The organism is Streptococcus sp. 20925_1_69, from assembly GCF_041432365.1.
Taxonomy (GTDB): Bacteria; Bacillota; Bacilli; order Lactobacillales; family Streptococcaceae; genus Streptococcus.
The window spans coordinates 107,347-121,469 of the sequence record NZ_JAPVZL010000001.1 but is presented as its reverse complement, the minus strand read 5'-3'; the positions used below and the strand labels follow the sequence as shown (position 1 = coordinate 121,469).

The 14,123-nt window shown below is 36.9% G+C and carries 14 protein-coding genes and 3 pseudogenes; 10 read left to right on the top strand and 7 right to left on the bottom strand.

Features of this window, described 5'->3' with window-relative positions:
- Positions 1–48: 48 nt before the first annotated feature.
- The gene (locus O3601_RS00635; RefSeq protein WP_371470296.1) at positions 49–642 is read right to left on the bottom strand and encodes a helix-turn-helix domain-containing protein; all 594 of its coding nucleotides are present in this window, start codon (positions 640–642) and stop codon (positions 49–51) included.
- Positions 643–788: 146 nt separating this feature from the next.
- Between O3601_RS00635 and O3601_RS00630 the strand changes: the two genes are divergently transcribed.
- The 9 genes and pseudogenes from O3601_RS00630 to O3601_RS00590 all read left to right on the top strand — a co-directional run bounded on the left by O3601_RS00630 (position 789) and on the right by O3601_RS00590 (position 7,538).
- On the top strand, positions 789–1,067 hold the full coding sequence (locus O3601_RS00630; protein ID WP_371470293.1) for a DNA-binding protein: 279 nt from the start codon (positions 789–791) through the stop codon (positions 1,065–1,067).
- A gap of 5 nt (positions 1,068–1,072) precedes the next feature.
- A complete protein-coding gene (locus O3601_RS00625; RefSeq protein WP_371470290.1) occupies positions 1,073–1,396 on the top strand; it encodes a replication initiator protein A in 324 nt (107 codons plus the stop codon).
- 5 nt (positions 1,397–1,401) lie between these two features.
- Positions 1,402–2,043, top strand: coding sequence for a hypothetical protein (locus O3601_RS00620; protein ID WP_285292215.1), 642 nt, complete (start codon positions 1,402–1,404; stop codon positions 2,041–2,043).
- A 530-nt stretch (positions 2,044–2,573) separates the two neighbouring features.
- A pseudogene (locus tag O3601_RS00615) lies at positions 2,574–3,448 on the top strand (replication initiation protein).
- Positions 3,449–3,483: 35 nt separating this feature from the next.
- Complete coding sequence (locus O3601_RS00610; RefSeq protein WP_371470288.1) at positions 3,484–3,885, top strand: hypothetical protein; 402 nt, start codon at positions 3,484–3,486, stop codon at positions 3,883–3,885.
- A 315-nt stretch (positions 3,886–4,200) separates the two neighbouring features.
- Positions 4,201–5,442 (top strand): MobV family relaxase, encoded by a 1,242-nt coding sequence (gene mobV, locus O3601_RS00605; protein ID WP_371470578.1) that lies wholly within the window; start codon positions 4,201–4,203, stop codon positions 5,440–5,442.
- A 164-nt stretch (positions 5,443–5,606) separates the two neighbouring features.
- Positions 5,607–6,065, top strand: coding sequence for a hypothetical protein (locus O3601_RS00600; protein WP_285292218.1), 459 nt, complete (start codon positions 5,607–5,609; stop codon positions 6,063–6,065).
- A gap of 839 nt (positions 6,066–6,904) precedes the next feature.
- Positions 6,905–7,189: a type II toxin-antitoxin system RelB/DinJ family antitoxin gene (locus O3601_RS00595; RefSeq protein ID WP_000213594.1), complete on the top strand. Its 285-nt coding sequence runs from the start codon at positions 6,905–6,907 to the stop codon at positions 7,187–7,189.
- Complete coding sequence (locus O3601_RS00590) at positions 7,179–7,538, top strand: type II toxin-antitoxin system RelE/ParE family toxin (protein ID WP_371470285.1); 360 nt, start codon at positions 7,179–7,181, stop codon at positions 7,536–7,538. Before O3601_RS00595 ends, O3601_RS00590 begins: the two co-directional genes overlap by 11 nt.
- Before the next feature lie 153 nt (positions 7,539–7,691).
- Here the strand turns inward: O3601_RS00590 and O3601_RS00585 are convergent.
- Positions 7,692–8,135, bottom strand: a pseudogene (locus O3601_RS00585) (imelysin family protein); the annotation flags it as partial.
- Positions 8,136–8,320: 185 nt separating this feature from the next.
- Here O3601_RS00585 and O3601_RS00580 point away from each other — a divergent pair.
- Positions 8,321–8,620, top strand: a complete 300-nt coding sequence (locus O3601_RS00580) for a YbaB/EbfC family nucleoid-associated protein (protein ID WP_000981526.1) — start codon at positions 8,321–8,323, stop codon at positions 8,618–8,620.
- Positions 8,621–8,729: 109 nt separating this feature from the next.
- Here the strand turns inward: O3601_RS00580 and O3601_RS00575 are convergent.
- The 5 genes and pseudogenes from O3601_RS00575 to mutY all read right to left on the bottom strand — a co-directional run bounded on the left by O3601_RS00575 (position 8,730) and on the right by mutY (position 13,621).
- Positions 8,730–9,445 (bottom strand): annotated as a pseudogene (locus tag O3601_RS00575) (potassium channel family protein).
- 84 nt (positions 9,446–9,529) lie between these two features.
- Entirely contained in the window at positions 9,530–10,339 is an 810-nt protein-coding gene (locus tag O3601_RS00570; protein WP_054384038.1) for an MBL fold metallo-hydrolase, read from the bottom strand.
- Position 10,340: 1 nt separating this feature from the next.
- Positions 10,341–11,690, bottom strand: coding sequence for a cell wall metabolism sensor histidine kinase VicK (gene vicK, locus O3601_RS00565; protein WP_371470217.1), 1,350 nt, complete (start codon positions 11,688–11,690; stop codon positions 10,341–10,343).
- Positions 11,683–12,390 carry a response regulator YycF gene (gene yycF / locus O3601_RS00560; protein WP_000722071.1) on the bottom strand — a complete coding sequence of 236 codons (708 nt, stop codon included), beginning with the start codon at positions 12,388–12,390 and terminating at the stop codon, positions 11,683–11,685. The genes vicK and yycF overlap by 8 nt, the downstream gene beginning before the upstream one ends.
- Positions 12,391–12,445: 55 nt before the next feature.
- The gene (mutY, locus tag O3601_RS00555) at positions 12,446–13,621 is read right to left on the bottom strand and encodes an A/G-specific adenine glycosylase (RefSeq protein WP_371470215.1); all 1,176 of its coding nucleotides are present in this window, start codon (positions 13,619–13,621) and stop codon (positions 12,446–12,448) included.
- Between the last annotated feature and the right edge of the window lie 502 nt (positions 13,622–14,123).

The window sequence follows — 14,123 nt, the reverse complement described above, 5'->3', positions numbered from 1 at the left end:
TTTTTTAAGGTTTCGGAGCTTATAAAATAAAGAAATCATGATTGTCAGTTATTTCTTACGCTTTTTCTCTTCTTGCCGTCTCTTGTATTCAGGAGTCTCTACCCATGCTTCCCAGACATAATGATAAGGAGAGTCTTCTGCACTTGATTTGTTAATCAGGAAAGGAATAAGGCCTTGTTTCTCATCAGCTATAAATTCTTTAATAGCTTTAACCAAAACAGGGTTAAAGCCTTTTTTACTTGCTAGAAAATCAATGTAATCAGACAATGCCTCTGATTGATTAAGTTCTGCAAGTATAATAGCAAGATCTTTTCCAAAAGGAGTCCATTCGGTAATTTTATTTTCAATCGTACTTTTTCCCTGAAGCACTTTGGCGAAGCCTTTAAAAATTTCTTTGACTGATCCTGGATTGACTAATACAGGATTATCATCAAGCCCCAACAAGTAAGGGATAGACACGCCAAAATATTCTGCAAGAATTTCTGCGTTTTCTTTTTTAGGAGTACGTAGATTTTTTTTATATCCTGAGAGAGTTGTTATTGGTATATCCGTATCATCACTAACCTTTTTTAGTGTGTAATTATTTTTTTTCATTAGTATCTCTAACCTATTTTCAGGTTTGTCAAATAAAAAATTATTCATATTTTCACCTCTAAAAATATTTTAACACTTTTTCTCAAATATGAGTAAAAATAAGTTGACATTACTCAAAAAAGGGTATATAATCGTGACATACTCTTAAATGAGTAAAATTTCGGAGCTTATAAAATTAAGAAAGGGGTCAGAATATGACAGAAAATTTTACTATCCACCTCCCAAAAGCAACCGAAAAGAAGTTGCTTGCCCGTTACGATACTATGCTTCAGAAAGCTATCGAAAAAGCCCTTGAGGACCAGGAACTCTATAAACCTATAGTTCGTATGGCAGGTTTGTGCCGTTGGTTGTCAGTCTCAACCACTACGATAGTGAAATGGCAACGTGAAGGCATGCCCCACATGGTCATTGACGGAGTGACACTGTACGATAAACACAAAGTCGCTCAATGGCTACAACAATATGAAAGGTGAGAAATATGGAATATGATGACGATTATTACTACTATCTTCCTAAAGCATTATTGTTCGAGGAAGAATACAGAGACCTCTCCCCTTATGCAATAATTTTTTATATACTTCTTCTCAGCAAAAAAGAAGAAGCTGTTGAAATGGGATGGGTAGATGATGATGGAGAAATTTATCTTGCTTACACAAGAGAAGAACTCGCTAGAATGTTTGGATTTAGTACATCAAGAATAACTAACTTGAAATATCGTTTACAAATTGCTGACTTAATTACAGTTTACAAACACAATCCTCTACTTCATCTACCTGATAGAATTTATGTGAAGGAGTTATAGAAAGAATGTTGACAATCTATTTTAGTGATGACACCGAGCAAAAAAATACTATAGAAAACTGGCTTAATAATAGGCAAGTCGCATTCTTATCATGCGATTATAAAGATATTGATAAAGACACCTTATTGTCTTTCGCATCTAAAACACCTGATTTTTTTATATTGCTAAAGCCAGCTTTCTTAAGATATAAACTGGACTATAAAACGACATTGAGTGAGTTTCTAGAGCTTGTTTCAAATAATAAACTGAAAACTCTAAGGCTTCCTATTGTTGTTAAAGATGGGGAAATTTTTGCAGGTGTTGGAATTGAAGATTTAGGGAGTTTTATCCCACGTAAGCAACGTAAACTAGAAAGAGCTCATATTTTCGCTAAAGCAGAAAAACTAGATGAGGGTAGACGTTTTTGGAGAAACTTCGAGGTTGTCCGTAAACAGTCTGAACTACGTTGGTTTGAACTGAATGAGTTACTGTTTGCTGATGTGTCTGACGATTTAGGAGAAATCAAAAAAGCTAAAGACCGATTCTTTAAATACAAGAAAAACAAGCAAATTCCTCCTGAAGATATCATTGAGAAAATCCAAAAAATATTTTTGATTGAAAGAGTTGTTCTTTTTCAAAAATCTGTTCCAGATCTACAAAATTTCTAGTCCTAAAACAGTTATGAAAACAGCTATGAAAATATTTTGAAAATGAGATTTTGAGACTAAATTTTTGAGCTTCCTCAAAATTTATAACGCGGGCTCCTCTAACAGCCCGCTATGTTCCCATTTCGTGGGATTTTACTGCACCCATTTTTTGGCAAGTTTGACCGTAGCAAAATGAAAATGGTCCGACGAAGTCGGCTTGGGGTTGCTCCCCCAAGAATGTCATTTTACGGAGGTCTTTGCGCAGACAAAAAAGAGGCGCCGATAGGCGACCTCTAAAAGAAAGAAGGTTTTATATGAAAAACTTAACAAATAAGGTTATATCAGGATATATTATCGCTCTTGTGCCTTTTGCCTTCATAATGTGGCTCTCAGGAGTGCGTTCGCTTTTGATAGTGTTCCTAGTTCCTTTATTTATAAGTCTATTCGCTCATTTCTATATTTGTATCATGAACTATATTGAAAATCTTGCTGACAAGTATTTCAGACAGAAAAAATGCCGATAGGCGACCTCTACAAGAAAGGAGGTTGATTTGGAATTAAAAGTTAGCTTGGACAACATCACTATTACAGCTTATATCAAACCTATCAAACTCCTTGATCTCAAAAGTTTGATAGAAAGTCATACAGCCATTATCGTCCAGACTGCTATGACTGATATGTTTAGAGCAATCACTCGGGACGGAAGTCACGTTAGACTCCTCCTAGATTACGACAAGTTAAAAGGACAAGCCTTTAATGCTCGCCCTTTCAGGATAGAGTTTAACCCCAATAAACTCCGACAGATTGATATTAATATCTTAGATACAATTATACAATATCTTGAAGATATTGCAATCTCTCGAGTTGATTTAGCTTTTGATATATTTGAAGTTGATTGTAGTGAGTTTATTCTTGAAAAGAAAGGCCGCCCTACTGCTACCAAAGAATGGAGAGACCAGAATGGAAAACTAGAAACTAAATATCTAGGCGCCTCCAGGTCAGAAAAGCAAATTAGACTCTATAATAAAAAAGTTGAACAATTAGAAAATGGCTCTGAGGAAGACAAAAAATTTGCTCAGCAGTTCCAGCATTGGTGGCGCTTAGAATTTCAGCTCCGAAGTCGCTCGGTTGAAGAAATATTTGAAGTCATTGACTCTGTTATCTTTAAGCCGTTTAACTTTGAAGGTTTAGGTATAGAAGCTCAACTTTACTTACTTGCCCTTACTCGTGATAAAGGAATCTGGAATAAAGTCAGTAAAAACACACGTACAAAATACAAGAAACTTTTACAGACCTATAAAACATCTGATATTGACTATCTGAAATTGATGAAAGATTTATTAAAACATGAACGACCAATATTAGAAAAACAGCTTGCTTATTATGGGGGAAGAATAACAGAAATAGCTTTCAACCATTTGGTTGAAAATCCAGTATTAACAAGGAGTTATTAGGCCTAAAATGAGAATAAAAGACTACGCTGATAGCCTGGGAGTTAGTAGTCAATCCATCTATAAACGGATACGATCTACAAAATATAAAGAGAGGTTGAAAGGTCATTTATACCTAGACAACCAAAAGGTTGAAAACCTTGATTTAATAGGCATTAGAATACTTGAAGATTATCATTTTGAAAATGATGTGATTAAACTTGAGAAAGAATTAGAGGAGGCCAAAGAACAAGGCAAGCAACTAGAACAAGATTTGCAACTATTGAAAGGCTATAGGAAGAGTGATCAACAAAACTTAAAAGCTTGGACAGATTATGCTGAACGATTGGAACAACATCGATTTTACTTAATGCTTGCACTCACTACTGTACCTATAGCTTTCCTTGTAGCTTTAGCCTTTGCCGTCTTCTGACGGCATTTGTCGGACAATGCGAAGCGTCCGACCCTGGGGCACTGATAGAGTGCCCCACTCGCTTCGGCGAGTATAGTCGAAACTCCTCTTGTGGCTCGAGAGGTGGTTCGATGTCGCTCCTAATACAGGAGCGACGTGCCGTCTGCAAGACCCTTCGGAGAACGCACATTTACGGAGTAAAGTGTAGTGCGTTACACTTTACATGGAAGTCGTGCCGATCCTTCAGGAAAAAATCTACCCTATGGGTCACTTAATCCTGGTGGCAATCTTCCGCCACCAGCTCGGCGACCCTTTGAGCCGAGAAAGGAACAAACTATGAGTTATGCAGTAGCTAGGATGCAAAAAATGAAATCTGGAAATCTTGGTGGTGCCTATCGTCACAATGAACGAATTTTTGAAAATCACTCGAACAAGGATATTGACCCAGATAAGACTCACCTAAATTATGAATTAACCGACCGTGACCGCTCTATCCCTTACGATAGGCAGATTAAACAATACATCTACGATAATAAAATTTCCAAACGTGCTCTACGTAAAGATGCCGTTTTGTGTAATGAATGGATTATTACATCAGATAAAGCATTTTTTGAAAATATGAGTTCGGATCAGATTAAGGACTTTTTTGAAACAGCAAAAAATTTCTTTGCTGAAAGATACGGTAATAGTAATATCGCTTATGCTATGGTACATCTTGACGAGAGTACGCCACATATGCACTTAGGACTTGTACCTATGCAAAATGGCAAGTTAAGCTCTAAATCATTATTTGGTAGCCGTGACCAACTGAAAGAGATCCAGGAGGCTTTTCCTAAATACCTGAATGAACATGGCTATAATTTGCAACGTGGGGAGTCTGATAGCAAGAAGAAACACCTCGAAACAGCAGAATTTAAAGAAAAGCAACGCTTACTAGATGATACTGATAAAAAGATAGTTGATAAAACCCAAAAACTAAGGCAACTAGAAAAACAGGAAAAGCAAACTACAGAAAAAATCAAGCAACACGAAAAAGAGAAAAATGCTTTACTAGATGATATAGCTGTCTTGGAGTCTCTTCAACCTCTACAGATTGAAGAAATGAAAAAAGACAAATTAGTCAGACGTACATTTGACGGTAAACTAAAAATGGATAAAGCAACCTATGACAGACTCTTTCATACAGCCTCCCGAAATGCCCTAGATAATAATAGGCTAAGGCACGAAAACAGCAAACTTGAACATCAATTACAGCAATCACTTTCTAAACAGAATAACTTAGCTAAAGAACTGATGAAGAGTGATCATATATTATCTGAAAATCGTACGCTAAAATCAGAAGTCGATAGACTAAAACACGCAAATAAAAAACTCAATGAAAGTATAAAACGATTAGGTGAACAATTAAATGCCGTAAATAAAAAACTTGCGCTTTGGCGCAAAACAGCAAGAAATTACATGCATCCTAAAGAATTCAGTAGAATGTTACATGTCATAAATCAAATACGACCACCAAGAATAACCATTATGTCAGTCGCTCGAAGTGTTAAAAATATGATTGAAAAAAATATATTTTAAGCACTTTATGCCGTGAAAGTCTCTTGATAACAAGCTAGTCGACTTTAGACTAAAGACAGTCGAGTCGTCAGGCTGAAAAGCTGACGACCGATTGCCAAAGGCTAAAAAAGACTAGGTTACTTGTTGTCAAGAGAACCATGGAATAAATGAACAAGGAGAAAAAGATGAACAATATTAACAAACCTTTAGTACACAAAATTAAACAACCCGGTACATTTTCCGGAAAAATATTACTGGGTTTCCTACAGTCAGTTTTTAAGGAAATCACTGGGAACTATATACCATCAGCCTATCCACTCAGCATTATTGAGCCTTATTTTACTTCAGATGAACAGGGAGAATCGTTTTGGTCAAATGCCCTGGCTATCAATGTTTTAGAAATTCGCCTCAAGGATAACTATAACATCCATCTAATACAAAAATCACCTTATATTCTTCTTGTTATTAAGGATATTGATAGCTTTAAAACTGGAGTTATTAAACTCTTTAATGACTTACTTGATCCTGATAAAAAGTATCTGATTTATCGTGATTTTATCAAAACATATCGAAATATGACTCCGATTGAGAAAATCGAATTTTTCAAAAAGAAGACCGTCGAGGAAATCGCAGCTAAAAAATAAGCTATGGTATACTATTTAGTGAGGAGGTAACACTATGAGAAAAACATTATTTGGTTGGATGCTTGCATTTTCTGCATTACGCTTTCTTGACCGCTCTGTACGACAGTCAACTAAAGCGCTACGACGATTTTTAAGATAAATTATAAAAGGCTCTAGTTTAGAGTCTTTTATTGTGATATAATATAAATTGCTGAAGCTACCTTCCGCAAATTAATGCGAAAGGAGGTGTTGTTCTATGAGTTACTTCTTCGAGCTCTTACTCGGAATCACGGTTGAGATACTGGCTCACTATCTCATCAAGTGGCTAGATGACGAGGACAAACGCTAAGGCTAGCCCAAAACACCACAAAAAAACCCTCGAGAGACCTGGCCGTCCTCGGGGGTTTGGTGTATCTATGAGATACTTCTTCGTGTTCTTATTATCTCATTCATTACAAAAAAAGTCAATAAAAAAAGCCCAAATACTTGAGACAACTTTCATTATTTTATAAGCTCCGAAACCTTAATTTTTGGTACCTTTTTGGTACCGTCTTGGTTTAACAATACGGTATATATATAATATTTTACAGCTATATCCCCTTTAGAAACGTTGATTTAATAAGGATTTAAACACTATAGAGTATATCTTTGTAAAATACGGTCTCAAATAATGATAAAAAGAACAGTTTCGACTGTTCTTTTTTGTTTCTTGAAATCAACTGCTGTTTTCATATTCCAGACTCAAAAAACTTTGCACTCTAGCTAGCCACACGATGGTTTCTAGAGAACAAAGTTTTTTCTTGCCTAAAAAGTATAAAAGATATATACTAGCTATATATAGTATAGATTGGAGATATACCATGACTACATCACTTACTAAGCAATACAATTTTAAAATCAATGAGTCATCAATGGAACAAGCTAGAGCTATAATCAAGGAAAAAGGAATGACTATGACGGATGCTATTAGTCTTTTTATCGAGCAGATTGTTCTCGAACAGGATTTGCCAATAAAAACTGCAGAAGATTTACACCGTGAACGATTGATTCAAGAACTACAAGCCCAATCGGAACGCGCCTTAAGAGAATACGAATCCGGACAAGGGACTTCCCTAGACGATATGAGGCTACGATATGGTTTATAAAGTGATTCTATCTACTGAAGTGAGTCAGGCAATTGACAGTATTCATGACTACATTACTACTGTTCTTTTATCACCTCAGTCTGCTAAAAATACTGTGGCCAAAATTCTAGACGGCTTAAAAAGTTTAGAAACCTTTCCTGAAGCTGGCTTTGATGTAGATGAAAAAATCGGACTTAAAATCAATAGTAAGTACCCCACACAAGGAAAAATTATCGGTCAATATATCTTGCTTTACTTTATCGATCAAACCCAAAGAACTGTTTTTCTTTCCCACTTATTCCACACCAAAAGTGACTATGTTACCTTACTACAAAGCAAAAATAATAAAAACTCAAAATCATCATTTTGATGTCAACTGCTCCCTTAATAGCCTTGTGATTATAAAGAATACAGTCTTCATTTTAACTAGAAAACAAAAAAACTTTGCACTCTAGCTAGCTACACAATGCTTTCTAGAGAACAAAGTTTTTTTATTAGAGCAGATTTACTCTTCCTTATCTTGATTTTCAGTTCCTTTAGTGGTATTGTCTTCCCAAAGGATACGCTCGATACGGTGGAAACCTGACCAACCTTCCTCTGTCTTGTTTTCGTCCATGTAGTCTGCCAAACGGAAGTCAATCTTGACATCTGACTCACCAAAACTTTCAGCGATTGGTTCTGAACGCTCATAAGACATACGAATCAGTGGATAAACCTTTTTGGCTTCTTCTAACTTACCTTCTTTCAAAAGTTTGACAAAGCCTTCTGCATCTGTCAACAGTTTATCAATTTGCTCTTGCACAAAAGTCTTATAGTCAGCTGTGGCCTTATCAAGCATTTTCTGCTTGTCTTCAGACAAAGCTGTCACCTTAGACGAATCGGTTGTATCTGCTGATTTTTCAAACCTAACAGCACAAGCTGTCAATAGTAAGGTTGAAGATAAAAGGACAAAACCTAGTTTTTTCATTGTTTACTCCTATTGGTTCAGGAAGCCTGAATTAATTTTACGTTTCTTTATACCATGTTTTCACTCATTTTTCAATAAATTTTCAGACAATTTAATGTTAGAGGATTTATACTAACAATAGACTTTTAACCTCAAAATTGATAAAATAAGAAGGAAAATAAGATAAAAGGAAACTATAAATCACCATGATGAACATGCAAAACATGATGCGTCAAGCACAAAAACTTCAAAAACAAATGGAACAAAGCCAGGCTGAACTTGCTGCTATGCAATTTGTTGGCAAATCTGCTCAAGACCTTGTTCAAGCGACCTTAACTGGCGATAAGAAAGTTGTCAGCATTGACTTCAATCCAGCTGTCGTTGACCCAGAAGACCTCGAAACTCTTTCTGATATGACTGTTCAAGCCATCAACTCAGCTCTTGAACAAATCGATGAAACGACTAAGAAAAAATTAGGTGCTTTCGCTGGGAAATTACCATTCTAAAAAATCACAAAAACGCATAATGTAAGGGTGCAGAGACCTTGATATTATGCGTTTTATTGTGTCAAGACTTACTTGATTTCTCCTCGAATAAAGTTTTGTCTCACCTTTATTATATTTTTTCAACTAAGTCTTTTATCATTCTGTGTAGTTCTTTTATCTTTTCAGATTGTTTCTCTATTAATGTTCTCTGACTAGATAATTCATCTTGGAGTTTATCAAATTGTATCTGTTCATCTGGATTATCTTTTACAAAAAAGTTCGTCAAGGCACTCGTTAACATTCCTATTGTACCAATCCCTACCAACATTAATAAAACAGCTATCCATTTCCCAAAAAGGGAAACTGGAACAATATCACCATAACCAACAGTGGTTACTGTTACAAGAGACCACCAAAGACTATCTGAGAATGATTTTTCTTCAACTACAGATAAAATTGAACTTCCTACTAGCACGATAAAGATATTAACATACAAGATATAAATCAGGCCATTTGTCCGTAAGAATCTACTAATTTTTCTTTCTAATTTACCTGTAAGTCCAATTATTCTAAGTAAACGAGTCAGTTTCAGTAATTTTGTCAGCCTTGCTAAGCGAAAGATACGCCCTAATCGAAATACTGTAAAAATAGCATTTAAAGGCAGAATAGCTAGCAGATCAAAGATATTTTCAATTATGAATCGCCATTTCTCTTTACTTAAAAAGAACCGCCATCCATAATCTACCACAAAAACACCCCAAAGTAGTAAATCAATAATACAGATATCAACGCAAGTATGATAATCGATGTGTCATAGTAATCCTTAAATAACCATTTTCTTTTCACGCTATTTCTCCTATACCATTTTTGAACATTATACCACACCAACTATCTACTAATATATAAAAAAGAAGGCCCTAGCCTTCTTTTTTATATATCTGTCAATGGTGTTGCGGTATCTGGTGAGGTATCATAAACCTTAAAGTCTACTCCGACTCCCAGATCAGCTTGTGCTAGCTGATTGACCATGGTCATGTGAGCCAGCTCCTTGATATTGTTTTCCTTAGACAAGTGACCAAGGTAGATTTTCTTAGTGCGATTTCCTAGCGTCCGAATCATAGCTTCGGCACCATCTTCGTTAGAAAGGTGACCCAGATCCGATAGGATTCGTTGTTTGAGTCGCCAAGCGTAAGATCCTGCTCGCAAAATCTCTACATCATGGTTGGACTCGATAAGATATCCATCCGCATTTTCGACAATTCCCGCCATACGGTCACTAACATAACCTGTATCTGTCAAAAGGACAAAACTCTTGTCATCCTTCATAAAGCGATAGAACTGCGGTGCGACTGCATCATGACTTACACCAAAACTCTCGATGTCAATATCTCCAAAGGTTTTGGTTTTGCCCATTTCAAAGATATGCTTTTGCGAAGAATCCACCTTGCCAAGATACTTGCTATTTTCCATAGCCTGCCAGGTCTTTTCATTGGCGTAAAGATCCATACCATACTTGCGAGCCAAAACGCCTACTCCATGGATATGATCTGAATGCTCATGGGTAATCAAGATGGCATCTAAGTCTTCTGGTTTGCGATTTATTTCAGCAAGTAGGCTGGTAATTTTCTTACCCGACAAGCCTGCATCCACTAAAAGTTTCTTTTTTGGGGTTTCCAGATAAAAGGAATTTCCACTGGAACCCGACGCTAAAATACTGTATTTAAAGCCTATTTCACTCATTCTAGTCTTCTACTTCATCCTCCCATACTTCTTCTTTCACTGCATCCTTATCATAAGGGAGCACAATTGTGAAAGTTGATCCCTTACCGTATTCACTCTTGGCCCAAATAAAGCCATTATGTTGTTTGATAATTTCTTTGGCAATAGACAGTCCCAGACCTGTTCCACCTTGGGCACGACTTCTAGCACGATCCACACGATAGAAACGGTCAAAGATGCGTGGTAAATCCTGCTTAGGAATACCCAAACCTTGGTCTGAGATGGATAAAATCATCTGATCATCAGTCGTCTTCATGGTCACTGTGATTTTCCCACCATCTGGCGAATACTTGATGGCATTGTTAAGAATATTATCAATCACTTGTGTCATCTTATCTGTATCTATCTCTATCCAAACTGAGGTAATGGGGTAATCTCTCACCAGTTCGTATTTCTTATCTTCATCCTGCCCTCTTATCTGATCAAAACGGTTGAGGATAAAGGTAATAAAGGCAGTAAAGTTAATCAGTTCCACATCTAGATGACTGGTGGCATTGTCAATTCGAGAAAGATGAAGGAGGTCAGTTACCATGCGCATCATACGATTGGTTTCGTCTAGAGATACCTTGATAAAGTCTGGTGCTACAGTTTCACACAAAGCTCCCTCATCCAAAGCTTCAAGATAGGATTTCACACTAGTTAGAGGAGTACGTAGCTCATGGCTAACATTGGAAACAAAGAGTCTCCGTTCGCGTTCCTCCTTTTCCTGCTCAGTCGTATCATGCAAAACAGCAACCAGACCCGAAATAAAGCCAGACTCTCGACGAATCAAGGCAAAGCGAACACGGAGGCTCAGATACTCACCATTAGCATCCTGAGAATCAATCATGAGTTCAGGAATTTGGGTGATCAAATCACGAAGTTCATACTCATCTTCAATCTTAAGCAATTCTAAAATACTTTTGTTTAGAACATCTTCTTTCTGAACACCTAACTGTTTCTTAGCCATGTCATTAATCATGGTAATCTTACCGCGACGATTAGTCGCAAGGACGCCATCTGTCATGTAAGAGAGGATACTATGTAAACGTTTGCTCTCTTGTTCCAGATTTTCTTGGGTTAAACGAATTACTTCTGATAAATCATTGAGATTATTAGTAATATTGGTAATTTCAGAGCTTCCCTGCATATCCAATACCTGAGAATAATCTCCTGCAATCAGGTCTTTTACCTTTTGATTGATTTGCTTCAACCGAATATTATCCCGACGATTTTCTAGTAAGAGCAAGGTCACTACTAAAATAAAGCCAAGTAGAATGAGGATAAAGATAAAATCACTGGTTAAAACTGTATCTTTAATTAGTTTAATCATTATTTCTCATATAATAACCAACACCGCGACGTGTTAGGATATATTCAGGACGACTTGGTGTATCTTCAATCTTCTCACGCAAACGTCTGATGGTTACGTCAACTGTTCGAACATCTCCGAAATAATCATACCCCCATACCGTTTCAAGCAAGTGTTCACGCGTAATTACTTGACCGATATGAGAAGCCAAGTGATACAAAAGCTCAAATTCACGGTGGGTTAAGTCTAGTTCTTCACCGTATTTCTTCGCAACATAGGCATCTGGAACAATCTCCAAGTCCCCAATTTGCAAGGGTTGAGTTTTATTTTCATCTGATTCTTGATTATCTACAGAAGCCAAGTCCGTGCGACGGAGAAGAGCTTTGACACGAGCCTGCAACTCACGATTTGAGAAGGGTTTTGTCACATAGTCATCCGCCCCAAGCTCTAAACCGATAACCTTATCAAATTCACTGTCTTTAGCAGAAAGCATGATAATAGGCACACTACTTGTCTTGCGAATGGTCTTAGCAACTTCTAAACCATCAATTTCTGGAAGCATCAAATCCAGAATAATAATATCTGGCTGCTCTGCTTCAAATTGCTCTAGCGCTTCACGACCGTTAAAAGCAGTTACAACTTCGTAACCTTCCTTGGTCATATTAAACTTGATAATATCTGAGATTGGTTTTTCATCATCTACAATTAATATTTTTTTCATATGTTCACCTTTTTCTCTACTATTATACCAAAAAAATAGCAAGAAGACACAATAGCTAGTCTTTGCTACTGTCTAAGTTGGCTTGTGCATAAGTCTGCCAGATTTTTTGTTGGGGTTTGGCAAGTGGAACATCCTTGAACTCTTCTGGTGAAAGCCAGCGAACTTCCCTATCTGAAAAATCATGAAAGTCACTCACCTGACCTGCTACAATCTGTACATTCCACTTTCGATGGCTAAAGACATGCTTGACAGTCTCAAAACAAACATCAAGCCAATCAACATCTAGGTCATAGTCCTGCTGGAAACTCTCTTCTGGACTGGGGCCAAAGTTTACACTTTCTTCTGCAACCTGATGAAAGAGGTCAAACTGCTCCTCTTGCGAAAAGTTATCAACTTCTATCAAGGGAAAATGCCAAAAACCTGCCAATAACTTTTCACTTTCATTTTTTTCAATTAAAAATTGTCCTTGAGTATTTTTGACCACCAAGGCTTTAAGATAGATAGGAACAGGCTTTTTCTTTGGAGCCTTAATTGGATAACGGTCCATGGTTCCATTCTGATATGCCGCACTAAAATCCTTCACCGGACTCTCTTCTGGCCTAGGATTTACAGGAGCCTCAATATCAGATCCTAAATCCATCAAAGCTTGATTAAAGTCACCCGGACGATCTGGGTCAATCAGGATTTCCATCATCGCCTGAAAAATTTTGCGATTACTTGGAATCCCAATATCATGGTTGACTTCGAACAGACGGGCCAAAACACGCATAACATTACCATCTACAGCTGGCTCAGGCAAGTTAAAAGCAATGCTGGAAATCGCTCCTGCTGTGTAGGGACCAATTCCTTTCAAACTGGAAATTCCTTCATAGGTATTTGGAAATTGACCACCAAAGTCAATCATAATCTGCTGGGCTGCAGCCTGCATATTGCGTACTCGAGAATAATATCCTAGTCCCTCCCAAGCCTTCAACAAACGCTCTTCAGGTGCATTCGCCAAACATTCTACTGTTGGAAACCAGTCCAAGAATCGTTCGTAGTAAGGGATAACCGTATCCACTCTGGTCTGCTGGAGCATAATTTCAGACACCCAGATATGATAAGGATTTGTACTTCTACGCCAGGGTAAATCTCGCTTGTTTTCATCATACCAAGCGAGAAGTTTCTTACGAAAAGAAACAATCTTCCCCTCTGGCCACATGATGATACCGTATTCTTTCAAATCTAACATATCTCTAGTATAACACAGAAGGTTTCACCTGTCTTTGTATCTGATTTATAATATTTTCAATAGATAGTATATAACTTTTCTATCTACTTAAATATTTGATATGACTTCAACTGAAAATCAATAAAATATCATAGAATGCGATTATCCATCTTCATGGTTTGATTTTGAGACAAATAATACTCAATGAAAATCAAAGAGAAAACTAGGAAGCTAGCCGCAGGTTGCTCAAAGCACTGCTTTGAGGTTGTAGATAAGACTGACGAAGTCAGTCACATATATAATCCAAGGTGAAGCTGACGTGGTTTGAAGAGATTTTAGAAGAGTATAAGCTAGAAATACAGTATTATTTAAAATAGTCGATCATCCTACGGATAAACAATAAAAACTCATCACTCTTAGAAAATAACGAAAATGCTGGTTGACATCATCCTAAAACAAGTGAAAAAATAGTATTTTGCCCCTTTTTTGCCCCCTATACACAAAAAAAGCCTACTGACCAAGC